This window comes from Methylobacterium sp. NPDC097929, assembly GCF_049543375.1.
Taxonomy (GTDB): Bacteria; Pseudomonadota; Alphaproteobacteria; order Rhizobiales; family Beijerinckiaceae; genus Methylobacterium.
This window is the reverse complement of sequence record NZ_JBMVEP010000001.1, coordinates 712,128-734,172: the sequence shown is the minus strand read 5'-3', so window position 1 is coordinate 734,172 and position 22,045 is coordinate 712,128. Positions and strand designations below refer to the sequence as shown.

At 72.4% G+C, this 22,045-nt stretch carries 21 protein-coding genes; 5 read left to right on the top strand and 16 right to left on the bottom strand.

Annotated features, from left to right (window positions below; all coding sequences use genetic code 11):
- Positions 1–173: 173 nt before the first annotated feature.
- The 3 genes from ACPCJR_RS03500 to ACPCJR_RS03490 are packed head-to-tail and all read left to right on the top strand — an operon-like array spanning position 174 to position 1,983.
- The gene (locus tag ACPCJR_RS03500; protein ID WP_391510666.1) at positions 174–611 is read left to right on the top strand and encodes a cupin domain-containing protein; all 438 of its coding nucleotides are present in this window, start codon (positions 174–176) and stop codon (positions 609–611) included.
- Between the two features lie 33 nt (positions 612–644).
- Entirely contained in the window at positions 645–1,109 is a 465-nt protein-coding gene (locus ACPCJR_RS03495) for a carboxymuconolactone decarboxylase family protein (protein ID WP_391510667.1), read from the top strand.
- Positions 1,099–1,983, top strand: coding sequence for a sigma-70 family RNA polymerase sigma factor (locus tag ACPCJR_RS03490; RefSeq protein WP_391510668.1), 885 nt, complete (start codon positions 1,099–1,101; stop codon positions 1,981–1,983). Before ACPCJR_RS03495 ends, ACPCJR_RS03490 begins: the two co-directional genes overlap by 11 nt.
- A gap of 16 nt (positions 1,984–1,999) precedes the next feature.
- On the opposite strand, the gene ACPCJR_RS03485 is transcribed toward ACPCJR_RS03490, so the two are convergent.
- The 3 genes from ACPCJR_RS03485 to ACPCJR_RS03475 form a co-directional block, all read right to left on the bottom strand.
- A complete protein-coding gene (locus ACPCJR_RS03485) occupies positions 2,000–2,506 on the bottom strand; it encodes a CYTH domain-containing protein (protein WP_391510669.1) in 507 nt (168 codons plus the stop codon).
- Between the two features lie 125 nt (positions 2,507–2,631).
- Positions 2,632–4,170 carry a CHAD domain-containing protein gene (locus ACPCJR_RS03480; RefSeq protein ID WP_391510670.1) on the bottom strand — a complete coding sequence of 513 codons (1,539 nt, stop codon included), beginning with the start codon at positions 4,168–4,170 and terminating at the stop codon, positions 2,632–2,634.
- Between the two features lie 98 nt (positions 4,171–4,268).
- The gene (locus ACPCJR_RS03475; protein WP_391510672.1) at positions 4,269–5,594 is read right to left on the bottom strand and encodes a leucine-rich repeat-containing protein kinase family protein; all 1,326 of its coding nucleotides are present in this window, start codon (positions 5,592–5,594) and stop codon (positions 4,269–4,271) included.
- A 158-nt stretch (positions 5,595–5,752) separates the two neighbouring features.
- Between ACPCJR_RS03475 and ACPCJR_RS03470 the strand changes: the two genes are divergently transcribed.
- Complete coding sequence (locus ACPCJR_RS03470) at positions 5,753–5,995, top strand: hypothetical protein (RefSeq protein WP_391510673.1); 243 nt, start codon at positions 5,753–5,755, stop codon at positions 5,993–5,995.
- Positions 5,996–6,014: 19 nt separating this feature from the next.
- Here ACPCJR_RS03470 and ACPCJR_RS03465 read toward each other — a convergent pair whose 3' ends face one another.
- From ACPCJR_RS03465 to ACPCJR_RS03440, 6 genes are all read right to left on the bottom strand, one after another.
- Positions 6,015–9,197 (bottom strand): efflux RND transporter permease subunit, encoded by a 3,183-nt coding sequence (locus ACPCJR_RS03465; protein ID WP_391510674.1) that lies wholly within the window; start codon positions 9,195–9,197, stop codon positions 6,015–6,017.
- 2 nt (positions 9,198–9,199) lie between these two features.
- Positions 9,200–10,309: an efflux RND transporter periplasmic adaptor subunit gene (locus ACPCJR_RS03460; protein WP_391510675.1), complete on the bottom strand. Its 1,110-nt coding sequence runs from the start codon at positions 10,307–10,309 to the stop codon at positions 9,200–9,202.
- Between the two features lie 689 nt (positions 10,310–10,998).
- Positions 10,999–11,283 (bottom strand): hypothetical protein, encoded by a 285-nt coding sequence (locus ACPCJR_RS03455; RefSeq protein ID WP_391510676.1) that lies wholly within the window; start codon positions 11,281–11,283, stop codon positions 10,999–11,001.
- Positions 11,284–11,676: 393 nt separating this feature from the next.
- A complete protein-coding gene (locus ACPCJR_RS03450; RefSeq protein ID WP_391510677.1) occupies positions 11,677–12,333 on the bottom strand; it encodes an HD domain-containing protein in 657 nt (218 codons plus the stop codon).
- A 1-nt stretch (position 12,334) separates the two neighbouring features.
- A complete protein-coding gene (locus ACPCJR_RS03445; protein ID WP_391510678.1) occupies positions 12,335–12,967 on the bottom strand; it encodes a hypothetical protein in 633 nt (210 codons plus the stop codon).
- A complete protein-coding gene (locus ACPCJR_RS03440) occupies positions 12,964–13,464 on the bottom strand; it encodes a hypothetical protein (RefSeq protein WP_391510679.1) in 501 nt (166 codons plus the stop codon). The genes ACPCJR_RS03445 and ACPCJR_RS03440 overlap by 4 nt, the downstream gene beginning before the upstream one ends.
- Positions 13,465–13,529: 65 nt before the next feature.
- On the opposite strand from ACPCJR_RS03440, the gene ACPCJR_RS03435 reads away from it, so the two are divergent.
- Complete coding sequence (locus ACPCJR_RS03435) at positions 13,530–13,877, top strand: hypothetical protein (protein ID WP_391510680.1); 348 nt, start codon at positions 13,530–13,532, stop codon at positions 13,875–13,877.
- 35 nt (positions 13,878–13,912) lie between these two features.
- Here ACPCJR_RS03435 and ACPCJR_RS03430 read toward each other — a convergent pair whose 3' ends face one another.
- The 7 genes from ACPCJR_RS03430 to ACPCJR_RS03400 form a co-directional block, all read right to left on the bottom strand.
- Positions 13,913–14,428, bottom strand: a complete 516-nt coding sequence (locus ACPCJR_RS03430) for a hypothetical protein (protein ID WP_110350234.1) — start codon at positions 14,426–14,428, stop codon at positions 13,913–13,915.
- A gap of 8 nt (positions 14,429–14,436) precedes the next feature.
- The gene (locus tag ACPCJR_RS03425; RefSeq protein ID WP_391510681.1) at positions 14,437–16,542 is read right to left on the bottom strand and encodes a M48 family metallopeptidase; all 2,106 of its coding nucleotides are present in this window, start codon (positions 16,540–16,542) and stop codon (positions 14,437–14,439) included.
- Between the two features lie 382 nt (positions 16,543–16,924).
- On the bottom strand, positions 16,925–18,001 hold the full coding sequence (locus tag ACPCJR_RS03420) for an acyl-CoA dehydrogenase family protein (protein ID WP_391510682.1): 1,077 nt from the start codon (positions 17,999–18,001) through the stop codon (positions 16,925–16,927).
- An 8-nt stretch (positions 18,002–18,009) separates the two neighbouring features.
- The gene (locus ACPCJR_RS03415) at positions 18,010–18,552 is read right to left on the bottom strand and encodes an OsmC family protein (protein WP_391510683.1); all 543 of its coding nucleotides are present in this window, start codon (positions 18,550–18,552) and stop codon (positions 18,010–18,012) included.
- An 11-nt stretch (positions 18,553–18,563) separates the two neighbouring features.
- Entirely contained in the window at positions 18,564–19,409 is an 846-nt protein-coding gene (locus tag ACPCJR_RS03410; RefSeq protein ID WP_391510684.1) for an ABC transporter permease, read from the bottom strand.
- The gene (locus tag ACPCJR_RS03405; RefSeq protein ID WP_391510685.1) at positions 19,406–20,629 is read right to left on the bottom strand and encodes an ABC transporter substrate-binding protein; all 1,224 of its coding nucleotides are present in this window, start codon (positions 20,627–20,629) and stop codon (positions 19,406–19,408) included. Before ACPCJR_RS03405 ends, ACPCJR_RS03410 begins: the two co-directional genes overlap by 4 nt.
- Positions 20,630–20,651: 22 nt before the next feature.
- Positions 20,652–21,383, bottom strand: coding sequence for an ABC transporter ATP-binding protein (locus ACPCJR_RS03400; RefSeq protein WP_391510686.1), 732 nt, complete (start codon positions 21,381–21,383; stop codon positions 20,652–20,654).
- Positions 21,384–22,045: the final 662 nt, after the last annotated feature.

The window sequence follows — 22,045 nt, the reverse complement described above, 5'->3', positions numbered from 1 at the left end:
CTCCCGGTTCGAACTTCGCTCCCTGCCCTCATAGCGCGGCGCGGGCCGGCGACGAAGCCGTCGGCCGTCCGCCAGAAAATTGCGCGCCGCATGTCACGCCCGGAAGAGGCGTCTCGTCATAGGGGGCGAGGCACCGGAGGGGCCGGTCCCGCCGGATCGATGGAGACACCACCATGATCGGATCACGCCTGCGCGCCGCCGCGCTCGCGACGCTGCTCACGAGCGGCGCGTCCGCCCACGAAGCGGGGGGCGAGCGTGCCTCCGCGCAAACCGCGGGCGAGGCCGCGACGGTCGTGTTCGACCGCGCCCTGCCCAACGTGCCGGGCAAGAGCCTGCGGGCGGTGCTCGTCCGCTACGGGCCGGGCGGCGCCTCACCCGCGCATACGCACGCGCCCAGCGCCTTCATCTATGCAACCGTGCTGGAGGGGGCGATCCGCAGCCGCGTGAACGACGGGCCGGAGCGGGTCTACCGCGCGGGCGAGAGCTTCGCCGAGATGCCCGGTGACCGCCACGGGCTCAGCGCCAATGCGAGCGCCACCGAGCCGGCGTGCCTGCTCGCGGTCTTCGTCCTCGACACGAACGAGACCGTGCTCACCACGCCGATCCGCTGAAGCAACGTCCGAAGCAACGACCCGGAGAGACCCATGACACCGCGCGTCGAAAACCCCTACGACTATGCGCCCGCCGCCATCAAGGCGATGATGGCGGTCGAGGCGAGCCTGCGGCAGGGTGGGCTGGAACGCGGCCTGCTCGATCTGGTGAAGCTGCGCGCCTCGCAGATCAACGGCTGCGCCTACTGCATCGGCCTGCACGCCAGCGAGGCCCGCCGCCACGGCGAGAGCGAGATGCGGATATACCTGCTCGATGCTTGGCGCGAATCGAGCCTCTACACGCCGCGGGAGCAGGCGGCGCTCGCCTGGACCGAGGCGCTGACGCGCCTGTCCGAGACGGGCGCGCCGGATGCCGACTACGTCAGGCTGCGGGAGGCTTTCACGGAGGGCGAACAGGTGCAGCTCACGCTCCAGATCGGCGCCATCAACCTCTGGAACCGGCTGCAGGTCGGCCTGCGGGGCGTCCACGAGCCGGACCCGTCGCGCGGTGCGGCCTGAAGATTCCGATCCGTTCGAGGGGGAGCGGGCCCGGCTCACCCGCCTCGCCTACCGCATGCTTGGATCGGTCGCCGAGGCGGAGGACGTGGTCCAGAGCGCGTGGCTGCGCTGGCAGGCGGCGGATCGCGCCTCGGTCGGCGTACCGGGCGCGTTCCTGTCGCGGATCGTCACGCGGCTCTGCCTCGACGCGATGAAATCGGCCCGCGCCCGGCGGGAGGTCTATGTCGGGGCGTGGCTGCCCGAGCCCTATCTCGACAGGGCCGAGGCGATGCCGGACGATGACGACCTCACCCTGACGCTGATGATGGCCCTGGAACGGCTCTCCCCCCTGGAGCGGGCCGCCTTCCTCCTGCACGACGTGTTCGGCGTGCCCCTCGACGAGGTGGCGGTGACCCTGGGGCGGGCGGCGCCGGCAACCCGCCAACTCGCGGTGCGGGCGCGCCGGCATGTCCGGGCCGAGCGCCCGCGCTATCGTCTCGGCCCCGAGGAGGGCGAGCGCATCGCGCGGGCCTTCTTCGCTGCCGCGCAGAGCGGCGATGTCGCGGCGCTGCGCGGCCTGCTCTCCGACGACGTCACGATCCGGGCGGATGGCGGCGGCAAGGTGATCGCCGTCCTCAATCCCATCGCGGGGATCGAGCGGGTCCTGCGCCTCTTCGCGGGGCTCGCCCGCAAATATGCCGCCGCCCCCGCTGCCTTCCTCAGGCCCGTGCGGGTGGACGGCCTGCCGGGCTATGTCAGCCTGGAGCGCGGCGGCGTGCTTCAGGTCACCGCCCTCGACATCCGCGACGGGCGGGTCGCGGGCATCTACATCACCCGCAATCCCGACAAGCTCCGCCACGTCGCCGGTCCCCCCGACGCGCCGACGGCCGCCTGAGGGCGGCTCCGCCGCTTCAGGTCGGGGACGCCAGAACCTCTTCCAGGGTGACGAGGCGGCCGGCCTCTCCGAAGCGCCGCAGCAGGGACGATTGGCGGAAGCGCGGATCGCCGGTCACCTCCATGCCGAGCCAGAGTGGGCGCTCGAAGGCCTCGGCCTCGTGTTCCAGCTCGACCTCCGCCAGGATCAGCCCGGCGAGGCTGCCGCCGTAGACGTCGATCTCCCAGACATGTCCGGCATGGGGCACGCAGTGGCGCGTCTTCTCGATCAGGCAGGTATCGCAGACCAGACTCAGCATCGACTGCGCGTCGGGGCGCGGGATCTCGTACTCGAATTCCGGCCGTGACAGGCCGACGCGTGCGCCCTTGACGGTGATCCAGGCGCGCTCTCCATCGAGGCGCACGCGGACCTTGCCGGTCTCGAACTGCCCGATCAGGCCGTCGGTCAGGCAATGCCGCCTCACCACGCCCGCCCGCCAGCCGTCATCGGCCACCAGGAATTTCCGCTCGACCTCGAAACGCATCACTTGGATATGACCTGAGCGGCGGGATGTTTCCCCGCCGCCCTTCAACCGCACCGGCTTAGGCAAGAAAAGGTTTACGCACTATCGAGTTTAGCGCAACGCGGGGGTGCCGCGCGCGAGCGTGTTCAGCGCCAGAAGGGCTTCGTCTCGACGAGATCCTCGTGCGCCTCGGCGGCCGCCTCCAGGAGCTTGCGACTGCGCGACTCGATGTCGGCGGCGGTCATCCCGGCCGCGAACAGGGTCGAGGCGCCGGCCGGCACCTCGGCCAGTTCCCGCACCAGTTCGTGCCCCGTGGCGATGTCGTTGAGCGCGCCGAGTTCGTCCTGCAGCTCCGACAGGGCCTTCCCGAACGCGGCGTGGCGCTTGCGCGACTTCTTCTCCGGATAGAGCGCGGCGAAGAATTCGGCGCCGTAGCGCAGCTTCTTCGCCGCGATGCGGACCCGGTGGCGCTCCTCCGGCTCGAGCTCGTCGAGATGGCGCCCGCGCTTCTTCACCTGCCGCCGCCGTCGGTCGAGTTCCCGCGCCGCGAAGACGCGGGCCGGCTCGTCGCGCAGGGAGGCGCGACCCTTGCCCTCGTCCCGCAGCCAGGGACCGGCATTGATCCAGCTGATGAGGTCGAGCAGCAGCATCCGCCACTCGTCCGAACTCAGGAGGACATCGACGTCGCGATAGGCCCCCAGGCGCTCTTCCTCCAGCTGCCGCTCCAGGCCGAGCAGGCCGACTTCGTCCGGGTGCCGTTCGCGCTCGGCGGGCAGGATCGTGGCCAGGAAGACGTCGAGGTTGCGCGCGCGCCCCAGCGGCTCGGTGACCTCCTTCAGCTCCGTTCGGATGCGAGCGCCGAGGGGATCGTCCACGAGGTCGCCGAACAGCGAGAAGGCGGAGCGCAGCCGGCGGATCGCGACGCGCATCTGGTGCAGGGCGTCGGCGTCGCGGCCCTTGAGCAGGATGGCCTCGTTCAGGCGCATGTGGCGCAGGCAGGCGTGGGCGACCGCCCGGAAGGCCTCGGCCGCGCTCATGTCCTCGTGCAGGGGAACCGGCTCGGCCTTGCGCACCCGGTCGATCTCGCCGGCGGCCAGGGCGTAGCCCCGCTCCGCCTTGCTGCGCACGCCGAGCCGCACCGGCACGAGGGTGGCGATGGCGTGGGCCAGCGCGAACAGGTCGCTCGCCGTGCCCTCCTTCAACTCAAGTTCGACCTCGCAGATCGGCAGGATGCGGTCGCCGGCGGCGGGCGCTTCGATTCGGCCGGTATCGAGGGCGACCTCGATGCGCGAGGAACCCTGCTCGACGAGGTAGGTCCAGCGTTTGATCGCCGTGGTGAACAGCGGCTCCAGATCCGCATCCTCGTCGATGAGGCGCGCGAAGGGCGTGTCGGCGAGCGCCGCGCGGTCGGGCTCGGGACCCTCCACCGGCTGCTCCCATTCCGGCCGGTCGAAGAGGCCGTCGCCCTCGGCCTTCAGGGTCTGGACGAAGCGGCCGCCGACGCGGCGCACCCGCAGGCCGAGCTTGACCGCCTGCAACTGCCGGTCGGGCGTGTCGAAATAGACCGAGCGGAGATCCGCCTCCTCCTGCGCGGACGCCTCGTGCAGGAGCGGATGGCCCTGAAGGGTGGCAAGGTCGGAGACCTCGCATTCCAGCTTCAGTTCGATCTCGCGCGGTTCGCTCATCCGTCCTCGTCCTGCTTCTTGCGCCTGTCCGCCTCGCGGCGCGGCCGGTCACCGGCCACGGTCAACGCCTGACACAACGCGGCGATGGCGAGGATGGATCACGCATCGACGCGACGATCCGACGACAAGACGTGAAGGATGTCCAGCATCGAGGGCCGGTCGCGCGGATCGGGCTCAAGGCAGGCCCGTTCCAGCGCGCGCAGCGCGGCCAGCTCGGCGGGGTCGGCGCCGCAGCGTTCGAGCAATTCGCCGAGCAGGATGCCCCAGCTGCGGGTCTCGACGCGCTGCCACGCCGCGCCGTCCTCGCCGGACGGCAGACGGCAGGCCGCACCGAAATCGCTCAGCACCGCCTCGCCGATGCGCCCGTCCCACAGGATGTTGTGGGCGTAGAGATCGCCGTGGAGCAGGCGGCACCCGTGGAGATGGGCCGCCGCCCGCGCCACCGCGTGGGCGATGCGGCGGACCGCGTCGAGCGGCAGGGAAAGATCGTCCGCGTAGACATCCCGGCTGCAGCTCTCCAGGCTCGGCGGCCCCGCGAGCACGCGCCAGCCGTCCGGGATCAGCGGCATGAGCAGCCCGTCGGTTCCCTCGGGGTGCCCGTCCACCTGCCCCAAGGCCCCGGTGAGGTTGGGGTGCCGCCCGGCGGCGAGGCAGGCGGCCATCTCCCGCTCGGGCAGGCCGTCGCTGGTCATGCGGCCCTTGAACAGCTTCACGGCGACGGGCTGCGGCTCTCCGGCTCCGGTGCGCCAGAGCGCCCGGTGAATCCGGCCCGAGGCCCCCTCGCCCAATTGGGCCCCGAGTTCGAGCGCGTCCCAGGACACGCGCGGCACCCGGGCCGGCGCCGGCTCGCCCTCGAAGTGGTTGCCCGCCCAGGCGATCCAGGCGAGCCGCGGCAGCCGCACGAGCCAGGGCGGCAGCGTCTCGAAGCGATTGGCGGACAGGCGCAGGAGTTCGAGCCGGTCGGCGCCCGCGAAGGTCGGCGGCAGGGCGCGCAGGCGGTTGCCCGCCAGCATGAGCTTCTGCAGGTGGGGCCGCTCGCCGAGGGCGTCGGGCAGGTGCTCGATCCGGTTGTCGGTGAGCGTCAGCCAGCGCAGCTTCGGCGGCAGCGCCTCCGTGGGGACCTCGCGCAGGCCGGTCGCACGAAAGCCGACCTGGCTCAGGGAGGCGCAGTCCCCGAGGACCGGCGGAAGCCGCTCGAAGCGGTTGCCCGAGCAGAACAGGACGCGCAGCCGGTGCAGCCGGCCGAGATCGTCGGGCAGCGTGGAGAGGCCGCAGCCGCTCAGATCGAGCCGTTCGAGCGTGTCGGCGAGGCCGAAGACCTCGGAGGGGAGTTCCCGCAGCGGGCCGTCGAACCGCAGCTCCCGCGCTCCGGCGAGATCGCCCCGGCGAAGGGCGTCCAGGATGGGCGACGAAGGGGCGTTCATGGTCGTCTCGTGCAGCCGTCCGTTCGGGATGGTTCGATCGCCGGCCGCCGGCAAGCACCCTCGCCTCTCGGCTCGTCCCGATGATCTTGGAACATTAGGCGAACATCTCTAGGCTTCGCGTCCCATCGAGCGTTCTCATCGGGGCGGAGGATTCGACGTTGGAAGCGGTGCGGCGGGTCGGCGCCTACCTGCAGGTACAGGACGGGGACGGCTGTCGCCACCTGCTGCGCGTCTCCAGCGTGCAGGCGGTGAGCGACACCGACCTGATGCGCAACGAGACCTTCATCACCGCGGCGGGCCGCACGATCCGCGTGCCGCAGCCCCTCGACGAGATCGTGCCGCTGATCTCGCCGGGCGAGCGGCTGCCGGTCGAGGACGAGCCGGAGCCCTGGCCGTTCTGAACCGGGTCGGGCCCGCGGATCAGACCGCGTGCTCCGGCGGCCGGAACCGGGCGAAGCGGAGCGCCAGCAGCGGCAGCACGGCGAGGTTGAGGACGGTCGAGGTCGCGAGCCCCCCGAGGATGACGAGCGCCATCGGGCCCTCGATTTCCCGGCCGGGCTCCCCGGCACCCAGCGCGAGCGGCAACAGGCCGAGGCCGGTGACGAGGGAGGTCATCAGGATCGGCACCAGACGGTCGGCCGCGCCCTCGATGGCCGCGGCGGCGTTCCACGGCCGTCCCTCCACGAGGACGAGATGCTCGTAATGCGCGATCATCATGATGGTGTTGCGCAGCGAGATCCCGAACAGGGTCACGAAGCCGACGATCGAGCCGAGCGAGATCACCGCCCCGCTGAGCGCGACCGCCAGCACACCGCCGATGAAGGCGAAGGGCGTGTTGACGAGCACCAGGGCGAGGTTGGTGAGCGAACCCGTCACGATCAGCAGCAGCAGCACGATTCCGAGCCCGGCCAGCGCCGAAGCGAGGGCGAGGTCGCGGGTCGCCCGCGCCTGGGCCTCGGCCGCGCCGCCGAAGCCGACGAAGGTGCCGGCGGGCAGCGTCACCTCGCGCGCGATCTTGCGCTTGGCCGCCTCGCTGAAGGAGGCGACGTCGCGCCCCTCCACGTTCGCCGTCACCACCCGCACGCGCTGGGCGCCGATATGCCCGACGGCATAGCGGCCCGAGGTCGCGTAGACATCGGCCACCTGGGAGAGCCGGATGTAGCTGCCGCTCGGCGTGCGCAGCGGCAGGTCGCCCAGCGTCGGCAGGCGCGTGCGCGCGGCCCGCTCCAGCACCACCACGACGTTGAAGACGGCGTTGCCCTCGTAGGCCTGACCTACCGTGTCGCCCTGATAGGCGGTGCGCACGATCTCCAGCACCTCGATGGCGTCGAGGCCCCAGTGGCGCAGGTCGGCCGGGCGCAGGCTCACGTTGATCTGCGGCAGGCCCGGCGGGGAGCGGAGCTGGACATCGGCCGCGCCCCGAACCTCGGCCAGTTCCCGGGCCACGTCCCGGGCGGCGGCCTCGATCCGGTCGAGGTCCGAGCCGTAGACGCTGACCACCACCGGCGCCGTGAAGCCTGAGACCACCTCTTCGATGCGCTCGGTCAGGAAGGTCTTCAGCGAAAAGCTCGCCCCGGGCGTGGCCGCCATCAGGGCGCGGATGCCGGCCTCGGCCCGCTCCTGCGCGGCGCCGTCGAGGCCCGGTTCGAGGCTGACATGGACCTCGCTGTCGTGGGTGCCGCCGAGATCGTAGCCGGCCTCGGCCCGCCCGACCTGCTGGGCGACGGCACGCACGCCCGGCACCGCCTTAAGCCCGGCCGTGAGCCGTTCGCCGAGCCGCAGCGTCTCCTGCAGCGAGGTGCCCGGCGCGCTGGCCATGTGCAGGATGAGGTGGCCCTCCTTGAGGTCCGGCAGGAACATGCCGCCGAAGGAGGGAACCAGCGCCGCCCCTCCCAGCGTGGCCGCGAGGCTGGCCGCGAAGACGAGCCGCGGGCGCCGGTTCAGCCGCGCGAGCCAGCGGATATAGGCGCTGCGCACGGCGCGGGAGACCGGCGGGTCCCGGCGCGGCAGGTTCGTGCGGCCGGCGAGCAGCAGCCGGGACAGGGCCGGCGTCACCGTCAGGGCGACGGCGAGCGAGGTCAGCACGGCCAGGATGTAGGCCAGCGCCAGCGGCCCGAACAGCCGGCCGGGCACGCCCGTGAGCGCCAGCACCGGCAGGAACACGAGCAGCACCGCGAAGGTGGCGTAGGCGACCGAGACCCGCACCTCCAGGATGGCGTCGAACACCACCCGCGCCTCCGGCGCCGGAGCCTCGGAGCGGCGGTTCTCCCGCAGGCGGCGCATCACGTTCTCGACGCCGATCACCGCGTCGTCGACGACCTCGCCGATGGCGATGGCCAGACCCCCCAGGGTCATGGTGTTGAGGCTCTCGCCCAGGGCGCCGAGCACCAGCACGGCGCCGATCAGCGAGAGCGGGATCGCGGTGGCGCTGATGAGCGCGGTGCGCCAGTCGGCGAGGAAGACGAACAGCACCACCACGACGAGGATGCCGCCGAGCGCCAGCGCCTGGACCACGTTGCTGGTGGCCTGCGTCACGAAGTTCGCCGGGCGGAATAGGTCGGCGCGCAGGGCGATCCCGTCCCGCTCCAGCCCGGGCCGCAGCTCGGCGAGGGCCGCCTCGACCTGCGCGGTCACGTCGAGGGTGTTGGCGCCGTACTGCGCGCCGACCATCAGCAGGACGCCCGGCTGCCCGTCGACCAGCGCGGCGCTGATCGACGGCTCCGGGGCGTCGGCCACGTCGGCCACGTCGCCGAGCACCACGCTCGCCCCGCCCTCGTTGACGAGGACGGTGCGGGCCACCGCCTCCGGGGTCAGGGACTGGCCCTCGGTCTGCAGGGTGATGCGCTGGTTGACCGTGTCGACGAAGCCCGCCCCGCGCACGCCCGTCGCCTTGCGTCCGGCGGCGAGCACGTCGTTGAGGCCGATGCGGAAGCGGATGAGATCCTGCGGACGCACCTGGATGCGGATCGAGCGGACGTCGCCGCCGTAGACCAGCACCTCGCCCACGCCCGGCGCCGCCAGCAGGCGCAGGCGCACGCGCCAATCGGCGACCGTGCGCAGATCCATCGCGGCGCGCGTCGGCGAGGTCAGGCCGATCAGGAGCACCGAACTGGTCGAGGAGGTCAGCGCCGTCATCGCCGGCGGCAGCACGCCCTGCGGCAGCCGGCTCGCCACCGCGGCGAGGCGCTCGTTCACGAGCTGGCGCGCCCGGTAGATGTCGCTGCCCGAGGCGAAGGTGACGGTGATGACCGACAGGCCCTGGATCGAGTTCGAGCGCATGGTCGCCAGACCCGGTAGGCCGCTGATCGCGACCTCGACGGCCTGCGTCACCAGCACCTCGACCTGTTCCGGGTTGAGTCCGGGCGCCTCGGTCTGGACCGTCACCGTGGGGGGCGCGAATTCCGGGAAGACGTCGTACTTGGCCGAACCGAGGGCGACGATGCCGTAGGCGGCCAGGGCCAGCACCACGGCCAGCACGATCCCGGGCCGGCGCACGGCGAAGGCCACCAGCGCCGCCTGCGGGCCGGACGGTGTGCGGGCCGCAGGGCGGGCGGAGGCGTCAGCGTCCCGGGCCGGATACTGCGCGAGCCGTTCGTCGGACATGCTCAGTCGTCGTCCGTCTCGCCGGAGGCCTGGATCTGGCCCTTCATCTCCTCGGACAGCACCGCCTGCGGCCCGGTGACGACGATCTCCGCCGCGTCGCCGAGGTCGTCGAGGACGAAGGAATCGGCCGAGATCGGCGCGTCGACCGGCAGGAGGTGGCGGGCGAAGGCGTCGTCGCCGACGCTGCGGTAGATCCAGGCGCGCCCCTGCCAGTGCACCACCGCGCTCTCCGGCACGGCGATGCCGGGGGTCTCCCGCTCCGAGGTCAGGAAGGCCAGCGTGCTCATGCCCGGCAAGAGCCCGCTCTCGCCCGCCACCGTGTAGAAGTAGCTCACGCCCTGGATGCGCTGGTCGGTGCGCGTGGCGGGCGAGACGTAGCGCATGGGGACGCGCTCGCTCTGCGGCGGCACCTCGGCATAGGCGGTGCCGGGCGGTGCCTTCAGCGTCTCGCCGGGCGGCAGCGTCACCTGCACGAGGAATTCGGCCCGCTCGATCAGGCGGGTGATGACGCCGGAACGCTCGACGATGGCCCGGCCGATCACCGTGCCCCATTCCTGCTGGGCCGTCGCGGCCAGCGTGCGGACCTGGGATTGGGCCGCGGTGAGTGCCGCCTCGTCGGTGCGGAAGGTGCCCTCGGTCGTCTCCAGCTGGACCTGCGTGGCGTACTGTCCGAGGTTGCGCGCACGGTTGAAGGCGTTGCGCGAGACCGCTGCCTTGGCTTCCGCGGTCTGCAGCTGGGCCTTGGCACTGGCGTAGTTGTTGGTGAGTTCGGTCACCCGGGCGAGATCGAGGACGGAGCCGTAGGCCTGCACCTCGATCCGATGCGGCGCCCGATTGAAGCGAACCGTCGCGACGCCGATGCGCGCCTGCTCGTCGTCGCTCAAGCGCACCACCGTGCGCCCGTCCTCCACCGAGACCCGCGTGGCGGGCCGGGACGGCGCCGGAGGATGGGCGGCGGGGGAGGCCGGACCGGCGAAGCGATGCTGCAGGTCGGCGAGGGCCGGACCGGCCTTCACCCGCAGGCCGGCCCCGGTTTCCGACAGCAGGATGAACGCGAAGGCGGCGCAGGCGCCGAGCGTCAGCCCCATCGACAGGCCGACCCTGCCACGCATCACCCGACCTCCCGCACCGCGCCTTCTGAGCGCGTATTGCCACTTTTGCCCGGTTTTCATGGCGAGGTCTACCCGGATTGGCGACCATCAACCGCTGTCACGCTTCGCCCGCCGCGAGGCCGGTGCTCTCTCGCGATCACGGCTGCGAAGGCGTTCGCCGCCCCGGCGACCGGCACGAAAAAACCCGCCGCGGCGGAGCCGGGCGGGGGAAGAGAGGGACCTCGTACCCGACAAGGGACGGGTATGATGTCAACGCGCGAGCGCAGCACGTTAGTCCGATGGATCGGATGCGTCCGGCGTGGATACATTGTCGTTGAGCGCTCGGATCGACCCGCCTGCGGGCGGCCAAGCCCCTCGGCGCCGCGTTTTTCGGATGATCTCGGCGGTGCGCGGCGAGCGCCGGTCGATCCAGGCCTCGTGACGTGCCGTCAGCGCGCGCCCAAACTGTCGTCGTTCTGGCTTCATGATCGTCTCCGCCCCCGGGACGCCAGAAATCATGGGGCCAGGGACGGTTTAAGACCGTGATCGGCGTTTTCGTTCTCAAAGAATCTCAGAAAAGTGACGCTGCGTCTCCATCGTTCCGACACGCAGCATCGTGGGAGCCGGCAACCATCCGCGGACCGTCGTCCGGCCGGGCGGTCACGTCCGCTCATCCGCAGCCAAGGCGGGACGTGGGGGCGGGACGTGGGTTAACCCGTGGCCCTGTCGGCGCTCTGGCTGCCCGACACGCTGTGCTGGGCGAACTGACCCGTGCGGCCGCCCTGCACCCGGCCTGCATTGGCCTGGGTCGGTGCAGCGCCGAAGCTCAGCGCCTCGACCCGCAATCCCCGCCCGCGCACGCTCTCGGGCAGGTCGGAATGGTCGTAGTAGCCGGCTTCGTGCGCCATGGCGTCCATGGCCTGAATCTCGTTGGCGGCGGCGCCGGTCCAGAGGATCGCGCCCGTCCCGCTCTGCCGAATCTGGAAAACCGACATCGTCGCCTCCTCGCTGCCTATCCCGATAAGAGACGCGCCATCGCGTCCGGCGTTCCGGGAAGCGTCGGCGGATTTTTGTCGCTCTTCGGTCCCGCGCAGGGCGCGGGACCGCAGCGCCGCTCTCGGCCTTCTGCCTGAGCGCCGCCACGCCGCGAGACGCGCCCGCAGCTCATCCGGGACGCGCTCGGACGCCGCGATGCTCTCCGCTTTCAGGTCGATACGGAAGGTCGGGCCGTCGCGGTGGATCGTGTCGCTGCCATCGGCGTTCACCCGGCCCTGCTGTCGCGGCGCGCGAGGCCGTGCTCCCGAACCGGCTCTTCGCCGCAAGGGCGCCGAGACCGAGGAGGGCAGCTGTGTCTGAAAGAGCCGCAAGACGCGTCGAGCGCACCCGGTTCAAATTCCGAAATCGCTGGCCCGGAGCGCCTCGGCCTCGGCCGCGAGGTTGGCGCGGGCGGTGGCCTCCAGGCGGTCGTGGAAGAGGTCGGTCTGGTAGAGGCGCGACCGGGCGAGGAAGCGTTCGAGCACGCTCCCTCGGCCGAAACGCCAAGCGATGTCCGGGACGGCGGCGTATTCCCGCCGGATCGCCGCCGCGTAGGCCGCGTAGGCGGGTGAGGGGGCGCCGAGCACCGCCAGATCGAGGTCGAGCATCAGGCGGGTGGCCGGGTCCGCGCTCGGCCCGTGCGCGGCGGTCTCGCGGATCATTGCCTCCGCCGCTTGGAACCGGTCCGTGTCGGCGACGCCTCCGGCTTGCGCCGCGAGCAATTCGGCGCTTCGCGCCTCGTTGTCGCTGCGGCCGGTGTCGTAGACGGCGTCGTGGAAGAAGATCGCCAGATCGACCGCGTCGTGGTCGAGCCCGGAAAAATCGGCCACGCCGCGCACCGCGTCGTGCCCCGCCAGCAGATCCGCGACATGGGACCAGCCGTGATAGTGGCGCCCGGCCGCGCCGTAGCCGGTCTGAAGCGCCCGCCACGCGGCCTCCGCGTCGGCGCCGCCCGCCGTGCGGGTCCAGAGTTCGGCGAATCGCGTCCGCAGGCAAGCCTCCGCGGGCATCTCAAGGACCGACGAGGGCGAGATCGGCCGCCGGAAGCCAGCCCGCGACCGGGACCTTGCCGCCCTGGTAGAGCGCCCGTACCCAGCCCTCGCGGCGCTCCAGCACCGCAACCGGATCGTTCGCGACGAGATAGGGGCTGCGCTTGGGCGCAGGGCCGGACTCCGGCCCCAGGCCGGCGCGCCGCGCGGTCACCAGACCCACCCCCTTCCAGCGCTCCGAGGCCTCGCCCGCTTCCGGCGCCGCCTTCAGGAGCGTGTAGGGCTTGCCCACCATGCTGCCGCTGGCCATCGGGCAGCCGCCGTGGTCCTCGGCGAGCGTCAGGGCGGCGCCCTCGGCAGTGAAGGCGAGGGTGCCGGAGATGCGCTCAGCCTCGCCCGGATACCACGTCTCGACCGCGGCCCGGGAGCCCGAGAGCGTCCCGCGCAGAAGGAAGACGCAGCTGAACGACGGTGCGCCGCCGGGACCGGCCTCGCCGCGGCCCTCGGCGAAGACGCCCGCGACGGTTCCACCGTTCACCGCCAGGGTCAGAGCGCCGTAGCGGCCCGAGCCCGGCACCGGCTCCGCCGCCGCGCCGCCGCACAGGGCGAGCGCGACGGCGAGGCCCGACGCGGCCGCCCGGCGCCGCCTCCTCACAGGTTCTTTTCCAGGATCTGGACCACGGCCGCGACCCGGTCCTTGAAGTCGGCCACGTTGGAGAAGGGGCGCCAGTTCACGTCGAGGACGCCGCCGGCGAAAGTCAGGCCGTTGGGATAGTTCGAGGCCGGGGCCGTCTTCTCGTCGAAGCGGATGCGGATCGACTTGAGTTTCGCGCGCAGCGCCTCGCGGCCCATCTGGTCCTTGGTCACGTCCTTCAAGCCGGCGGCCAGCGGCTCGAAGATCGTCTTCTCGAAGTAACCCTCGTCCGAATAGTACTTCGCGTCGCCCGGAATCGTGAGCTGGTCCCAGGCCACCTCCACCGGCACGGGGAAGCCCGCCGCCTCCTGGATCGCCTTCTCCTGCGCCGGGTAGCGGCTCTCGCGGTAGGCCGCGATCGCCCGCCGCTCCGCGAGGCCGACGGTCGGCTCGGCCCGAAGGGCGGGGGCGCAGAGGAAGGTCGCGGCGGCAGCGAGTGCGGTTCGGCGTGAGATCATGCCCTGGGGTCTCCTGAGACAAAGTGGAATCGAAGGGGTGGTCGGCGCGCGGGCCGCGTCCCGCCATGAAATCGCTGCTAAGATGGCCCTCACCACGCGGCAGGCCCGACGCGGAGCGTGACGGAATGCTTGGACGGACAGCCTCGGCCGCGTGCCTCGCCGCGCTTCTCCTCGCGCCGCCGCTGGCCGCCGAGCCGGCAAAGCTCCCCGCCGAGGTCGCAGCCTTCGCGGCGCGCCTGAAGGGGTGCCAGCACTGGGCCGGCGAGGAGCCCTACGACGCGGCCCGCGGCCGGGAGATCGCCGCCGCTGTCCGGACACTGCGTTGCGACGCGATCGAAGCGGACGAGGCGCGGCTGCGGCGGCGGCACCGCGACGATCCTGCGGTTCTGAAAGCCCTTTCCGCGGCAGATTGAGGCGACGGACGCAGACGGTCGGCGGGCGCGCTCCGTCACCCGGCCGCCGCGCGACGGTTGCGGATCAGCGAGAGCAGCGCCCCGTAGATGCAGGCCAGGATCGCGCCCGCGAGCACGAGGAGCGTGATCGTCCGGTTCCAGAGCCGGTCGAGGCCGAGATCGGTGGTGACGAGGTCGGGGCGCGCCGGATCGGCCATGACGCCGGCGCTGTAATCGCCCAGATGCAGGCCGGAGAACACGTAGTTCACCCGGCGCTTCACCTCGCCCTGGGGCGTGCGCAGGCTCAGCGTCACGTCGCAGATATGGATGACGAGCTTGGTGCTGCACTTGCCCTCGCTCACCCGGGCGGCCGGGGCCGGCTGCGCCGTCCCGCGGACCTGCCAGTCCGAGATCACCACCGGCGCCGTGTAGACCGCGCTGGCGGCCAGGATGGCGCCGAGCGCCAGGACGCCGAACAGGACGAAGAAGCTGCCGGTCCAGCCGATGCGCTCGGGCGGCAGGCGCAAGGGCTCGGCGGGCTCGTTGGAGGCGGTCTTCGAAGCGGGGTTCATGGGCATCCTCAGGCCGGCTGCGGTTCGGGAGACGAGGCGTGGGCGGTGCCGGCCTCGGCCAGGATCTGGCGGGCGCGGTGGGCCGCCTGGTAGCGGGCGAGCAGGTCGGCGAAGTCCTGCGGCTTCATCCCGCGCGGCAGGCCGACCGTGACGGTGACGATGCGCCGCTTGGCGTCGAGCTTCACCGCGTGCCGGCCCGGCGCGCGCTGCGGCCAGTCGGCGTCGGGCGGCAGGAGCAGCCGGGTGACGACGCCCCCGTTGGTCAGCGTCATGTCGAGATCGGCGATGGCGTCCCAGGGGATGGTCCGGTCGAGGCCCGGCGCCTTCAGCCCCTCCGGGCGCAGGATCAGGGTGACGGGCTCGCCCCGCGACAGAATGAAGGCGCCGGCTGCCCCGAAGAGCGCCGCGAAGGCGGATGCCGCGAACAGGATGACGTTGACCTCGTGGAGCCTGATCCCCGGTATGCCGAAGATGGCGATCGCCCCGGCGATGAGGGCGAAGAGTCCGCCGCCGACCGCCAGCGCGACCCCGCGTGAGCGGTAGTTCGCGCGCAGCACCCGCTCCTCGGTGCCGACATCCGCGGCCGTCGCCTCCAGATGGGCGCGGAAGGCCGCTTCCTGCGCCCGGACCGCGCCGAGGAAGTCGGCGGTCGCCGCCCGGCACAGGCCGGCCGGATCGGCGAAGAAGGCGGCGAGCTGTCCCAGCGCGTGGGACGGCGGCGCGGTGCCGGCCTGCGCCAGCAGATCCGCGTCGATCGTCCGGCCGAGGGCGGCGACGCGCTCACGGGTCGGCGGATGGGTATCGGTCGGGTGGGCCTGCTCTTCCTCCCAGTGCGCCGAGGGATCGTCGAGGCCGCGGGCGACCGCGTGCTCCAGCACCGCCGCCACGAGGTCGGGCGGCGCGGCCTCCGGCGCCTCGGCCGCGGCGTCCAGGGTCTCGCCGATGCGCGGGCCGACCGCGCCGTAGCGCAGCAGCGCGCGGGCCGAGGCATCGGCCGAGGTCGCCGCGGCCCCGCCCGCGTCGGCCGCGAACTCGCGGGTCCGGCTCCAGTGGCGCACGGCGAGGTGGAAGCGCTCCATCACGAAGAGGCCCAGACGCAGGGAGGGCCTGAACAGGCCGAGCGAGCCCCGCTCGCCCTCGGCCACCGCGTCGAGGGAGCGCCCGACGCCCGCATAGATCGGCAGGAAGCGCTGGCTGTAGGCCGTGTCGCCGCCGGCATAGTGGGCGAGTTCGTGGGCGATGATCGCTGCGGTCTCGTCGCCCCGCATCAGGGCGAGGTGGGGCAGCGGCACGTAGAGGATACGGCCGCTCAGCCGCGCCCCGCCGGGCTCCAGCACGGCCGGGCCGGCGGTGACGAAGAAGCCCTCGGTGAGGCCGACGACCAGGGCCTCGGGCTTGAGCGCGCCCATCTTCCCCGCGAGCCCCTCGGTCAGCCGCCACAGGCCCGGCGCTTCCGCCGGGGTGATCTGGCGGCCGAGGATCGTCAGCGGATCGGGCTCGAAGGCGTCGAGCGCCCGGCGCAGGCCGAGCAGGGTTCCGCCCGCCGCGACGAGGGTGGCGCCCACCGCGACGACGGCGATGCCCAGAAGCTTCATCCCGTCGCCGCTGAAGCCGCCCTGCACGAGGGCGCCGGCCTCGAAGCCGACGACGGCGACGAATCCGGCGGTGGCGGCCAGGATCTGGAGCGCGAGCGTTGCGGGAAGCAGCCGGCGCATCAGCGAGAAGCCGCGCACCAGCGCGTCGCGAGAGCCCCGCCCCCGCCACCCGAGTCCGGCGCCGGCCAGCAGAACCAGCAGCGAGAGCCCCGCCGCGATCCCGCCGCCCGCGATCGCCACCGGCGGCAGCAGGCGGCGCCACTCCATCACCGCGGCGAGCGTCCCGGCCGTGTCGCGGGCTTCGCGCGCCTTCACCAGCGCGTAGGGGCCTCCGTAGTTCTGGCCGTTGTGGCGGAACTGCAGGCGGAAGTCGGGGCGCCCGTCCCGCGGCGTCCGCGCCTCCAGATCGGTGACGACCTGCGCAAGGCGCTCGTGCTCCGCCGCGAAGGCCGCCGCGTCCTCGGCGCCGCGCTGCCACTCCCAGAGGCCGAGCAGCAGGATCAGCAGCGGCAGCAGCACGGTGGCCGCGACGAGGCTCGCCAGGGCGCGCGGACGCGAGGGGGCGTGCGGGATCGTTGCCTCCGGAATGGGTCTCTCCTGAAGCGCGGGAAGATCACCGTTGTCGCGGCGAATGAATGATCAGACGATCAAAGAAATACGCGGCACCGGCACGCGGATTGCGCCGATGATCTGCTGTTTTGATTCGAACTAAACTGAACGCCACCGAGACCGTTTTTCGATCGGCGGTGGGATTTCTAACCCAAGGAGCGCGTGCGTCAACCGATTGCTGTCCTCTGCCGGTTCGGCGGCAGGGCGCCGGCATCGGATTTGGGATGTCGCGCGCATCCTCGAGAGGCGAGACTGTCCTCGCGGATCGACCCGGAAAGCGGTCTGACGGGGCTCAGGCGCCGCGGGCGAGTTCCTCGGTCACGTGCTTCACGGACGGCGTGACGATGGCCACGAACTGCGCCTCCCGCAGGCGGCGGAACGGCTCGGCACCCTCCAGATAGCCGCGCGCGCCGAATTGCAGCATGGCGGATTGCGCCGCCTCCAGCGCCAGCCACGAGACGTCGAGGCGCAGCCGCAGGGTCTCCAGGAAGGTCGCGCGGTCGGTCGCCTCGTGGGCCTGCGCGGCGATCGTCACCCGCTCCTGCAGAGCTTGAGCCCGAGCCTCGATCGCCTCGGGACCCAGCGGCAGATGGGCCGCCTGGGCCCGGCCGCGGACATCCTCGCGCATCAGCGCGGCGACGCCCCGGGCGAGCCCCAGCCCCATGCCGGTCTGGAGCAGAACGAAGCCGTTGCGGATGCCGGGCACGAAGGCGGCGGCGTCGTGCGCGATCACGTCCGCGTCGGGCAGGAAGGCGTCGCGGATCATCACCGTGACGGTGCCGGTCCCTTCCAGCGCCACGAAGCGGGCATTGGCGGCGATCGCGACCGCCTTGCTCCCGGCTTCGAACAGCCCCATGACCCGGCGGCCGTCGGGCAACGAGAGGATCCCGGCGAAGCGGTGGCCGGGGGCGAGGTTCGAGACCCAGGGCAGGCGCCCGCGCACCCGGTAGCCCGCGCCCTCGCGCTCTCCGCGAAGCGCCAGCGGCTCGATGCCGGAGAAGGCCTTCATCGGGTTCGACAGCCCGGTGCCGCCGAGCGCCGTCCCGGCCGCGAACGCGCCGAGATGGCGCCGCGCGCCCGCTTCGCCCGAGCGGGCGAGGTACCAGACCAAAGCGTCCTGGCACCACATGCAGAAGGCGGTCGAGAGGCAGGCCTCGCCCGCTTCCGCCATCGCCTCGATGGCGGCGAGCAGGCCGCGGCCCGAGCCGTCGGCATGGGGCGCGTAGGCGCCCGCCGCCCCGAAGGCATGCAGGATGTCCGCCGGGTACGCGCCGGCATCGATCGCGGCGACGCGGGGGCGCAGCCGATCGTGCACGATCCCGGCGATGCCGGGCGAGGCGTCGGTCTCGACGCGGGCGGAGGCGGCCATGGTGCGGCTCAGGCCCGCGCCAGGGTGACGGAGACGGGGTTCTTGACGGTGTTGAGCACCGGCGACCACTGTCCGGCATGGGCCACGAGCTCTTCGAGTTCGGCCTCGCTCGCGCCCTCGATGTCGAGATGCGCCTTGAGCCGTACGGCGGTGAGCCCGACCGGCTTCTCCGAGAGATCGCCGGTGCCCCAGACGGAGGTGATGTTGATGTCGCCCTCCGACTCGATCTCGATGCCCCGCACGGTCCAGCCGCGGGCGACCGCGTTGGCCTGGAGGCCGACCGCGACGCAGGTGCCGAGCGCCGCGAGCAGGGCCTCGGTCGGGTTCGGGGCGGTGTCGTCGCCGAGCAGGGCCGGCGGCTCGTCGACGATGTGGGCGTCGAGGTTGCGCACGTAGTTGAGGTGGCGGAAGCGGCGCCCCTCGGCGATCGTGCGGGCCCGCACGGTTCTCACCGCGCTCGGATCGGCCCGGCCCTTCTCGGACAGGGCCTGGAGTTTGTCGCGGTCGATCGCCTCGAAGGTCTGGACGATCTCTTTCACGGCTGCGGTCATCGGATGTTTCCTCAGGTGGCGGGAATCCAGCGGGCGCGGGCGGCCAGCCGCCCGAGCGCGGCGTCGAAGGCGTAGCCGATCAGCCCGATCAGCAGGACGAGGGCGGCGAGCCGGTCGTAGGAGAGCGTGTCGCGGGCGTCGTTGATGGCGTAGCCGAGCCCGCTCGTGACCCCGAGATACTCGGCCGGCACCAGCACGATCCAGGCGACGCCGAGCGCCAGCCGCAGGCCCGTCAGGATGTCCTGCAGCACGGCCGGGACCACCACGGCGCGCAGGGCGGCCAGCCGGCCCGCGCCGAGATTGCGCGCCATGGCGAGCCAGACCGGATCGACCCGCTTCACCCCGGCGGCGGTGGCAAACAGGATCGGCCAGATCGCGGCCGCCGCGATCAGGAAGACGATGGCCCCGTCCCATGTCGGGAAGGCCAGCACCGCCACCGGCATCCAGGCCAGCGGCGAGATCATGCGCAGGAGCTGGAAGGGCGGCTGAAGGATGCGCTCGGCCAGCGGCGACGAGCCGACCAGCAGCCCGAGCGGCACGCCGAACCCGAAGGCGAGGGCGAGGCCCTGGCCGACACGGGCCAGACTCGGGGCGGCGGCCCGCCACGCCTCGCCCGAAGCGATCAGTTCGGCGAAGGAGGCGAGCGCCGGCCCCGGCGCGAAGCCGGTGAAGGCGGAATAGGCCGGCACGGCCTCCAGGATCAGCCCGCCGAGGAGCCAGAGGGCAAGGAGCCCGGCAAGGCCGGCGAGCGGCGCCAGCCGGTCGAGGGCGCGGGCGAGGCCGATCCCGCCGTGGCCCGGTCTGGGCGCGTCCACCGCCCGCTCGACGGCGAGCGCCGCCTCGATGCCCCCGCTCATAGGCTCAAGGTCTCCTCGCGGGTGAGCGCGGCCCCGTCCGCCGCCCCCGGCCATTCGGGGTAGCGCTCCAGCGCCGCGCGCACGAAGCGGTCGTCCACGAGGTCTCTCGCGACGAAGTCCGGGTCGAGACCCTTGAGGAAGCCGGCATCGCCCTCGACCACGGTCTTGCCCATCGCCTCGACGATCAGCCGCGTTGCGGACGGGTAGGGCCAGGGCTGGAAGTCGATGCGCTGCGCGGCCCATTCGGGATGGCGGATCGCGCCGCTCGCCTCGTAGGCCGGGCCGTAATCGGTGGTGGCCTTGATCACGATGTCGGCGGGCATCGGCAGGTAGCCGCGTCCCTCCTTCGCGATCAGGCGGGCGACCTCCTCGCGGTTCTTCACGCAATAGGCCTGGGCGCGCACGATGGCGTCGACCGCCTTGCCGGCCCAGGCGGGGTTGGCCGCGACCTGCCCCTCGTGGGCGACGACGACGCAGCAGGGATGGTTCTTCCAGATGTCGCCGGTGAAGCGCAGCATCCGCGCGCCGGCCTTGACCTCGCCCAGGGCGTTGAAGGGCTCGGCGACGATGTAGCCGTCGATCTTGCCCGCCGCGAGCGCCGCCGGCATCTCGGGCGGCGCCAGGATCTGCAGGGCGCACTCGTTGGGACCCGCATCGCCCCGGATGACCGGCACGACGCCGGATTCGCGTAAGGCGTATTGCAGCACGACGTTGTGCATCGAGTACCAGTAGGGCACCGCGACGCGCTTGCCGGCGAGCCCCCGGAAATCCTCGATCCCGCTCTTGCCCCCGACGACGATGCCGGAGCCGTTGGTGTGGGCCCAGGCCAGGATCTTGACCGGGAACTTGTTGTTGTAGCGCATCCAGACGGGGATGGGCTTGAGGAGATGGGCGAGGTTGAACTTGCCGGCCGCGAACCCCTCGACCAGCGCCGACCACGAGCGCACCGGCGTCGGCTCGGCGACCTTGAGGCCCGCTTCCTCGAAGTAGCCCTTGGCGTGGGCCACCAGCAGCGCGGTCGCGTCGGTGATCGGCAGGTAGCCGATGCGCACGGTCTCGTCCTCGGCCGCGTGCGCCCGTCCCGGCAGGGCGAGCCCGCCCCCGCCGAGTAGGGCCGCGAGCCCGCCGCGGGCGAGTGCATCGAGCGTGTCGCGGCGCGTCCAGTCGGCGCGCGTCCACTCGTGCGTCCACAGGGCGGAGAGGTCGTCGGGGGCGCTCATCATCGGTCTCGAAATCGGGGGGTCAGGCGGCGCGGGCCGGCGGATCCAGGCGGCGGCGCAGGGCGGCCTCCGCATCGGCGCCGAGGGGAAAGTCGGCGGCGACCCGGGCCGGGCGTCCGTCCAGCACCACGGCGCGTTCGGCCAGCGCGGCGACGTCGGCCAGATCGTGGGTGACGACGATCAGGGTCAGGCCCCGGGCGCGGGCGAGCCGCAGCACGTCGGCCCGCAGGGCGGCCCGCATCTCGGGATCGAGCGCCGAGAACGGCTCGTCGAGCAGCAGCAGCGAGGGCTCGCTCGCCAGCGCCCGGGCGAGCGCCGCCCGCTGCTGCTGGCCGCCGGAGAGCTGGTGCGGCTTGGCCTCCGCCCGCTCGCCGAGCCCGAGATCGTCGAGGAGGCGGCGCGCCTGCCCCTCGCACCCGGCCCGGTCGCGGCCCAGGCGCCCCGAGAGGCGGGCGGGCAGCAGCACGTTGTCGAGCACGCTGGCCCAGGGCAGCAGCGCGGGCCGCTGGAACATCACCGTGCAGCCCGGGACCGGCCCGCGCACCGGCACGCCGCCGAGCCGCACGACCCCCGAGGCGGGCGCGACGAGGCCGGCGAGAAGCTGCAGCAGCGTCGATTTGCCGACGCCCGAGCGCCCGAGAATCCCGACGCGCTCCCCCGCCGCGACGGCGAGATCGACCCGGTCGAGCACCGGGTGCGGGCCGTAGCGGTAGGCCACGCCTTCGAGCGAGAGATGGGGGACTGAACGCGACATCGATCCGGGAAAACTGGGCGCAGCCCCGCCGCCGCCGACCCCAAGCCGACGATCAGCCGATGGGCCGCGTGCCGCCAGGATGGCCCATCGTTCGGCGCAAGATCAATGAATGCTTAGTTCAAACATTCGGTGCTGAGGAAAACAACGATCTCCTCCGGATGAAGATAAGGGAAGACAAGTCTTTTTCCCGTCGAGGGTCTGAAGACAAGCCCGCAACGCCGTCGTCGACGGTCGGCGAAATTCACCGCGTTGGCCGGGCTGTCGAGCCGTGCCGGGGCCCGAGCCCCATCGGTCCGGATGACGACGATGCCGGCGCTGGAACCGCTTCGCGCCTCGTTAAGGGCCAGCCTGTGCCGGCCCGAGCGGCACCGCCTCCCGCCATGCGAGAGGGCGACGGACGCCTGTCTCAGCGCCGCGGGGTTTCCGGCCGGACGAGCCGGCTCGCCGGCCCCGTCCCGGCCGCCCCTTCATGCGTCGTCGCGAGAACCTGACTGCCGGCTCCCGGCGGCGCCGGACGGTCGGCTCCGCTACGCGCGGGTTGCGCGGTGACGGCGCGTGCAGGGGGTGGTCCGACGGAGAAGCCGAAGAAGCCAAAGGACATGGCGCAAACTTTCACCGCTGGAGAGGGCCCGAGCCGACGCGAGAAGCATGCCGCGACATCG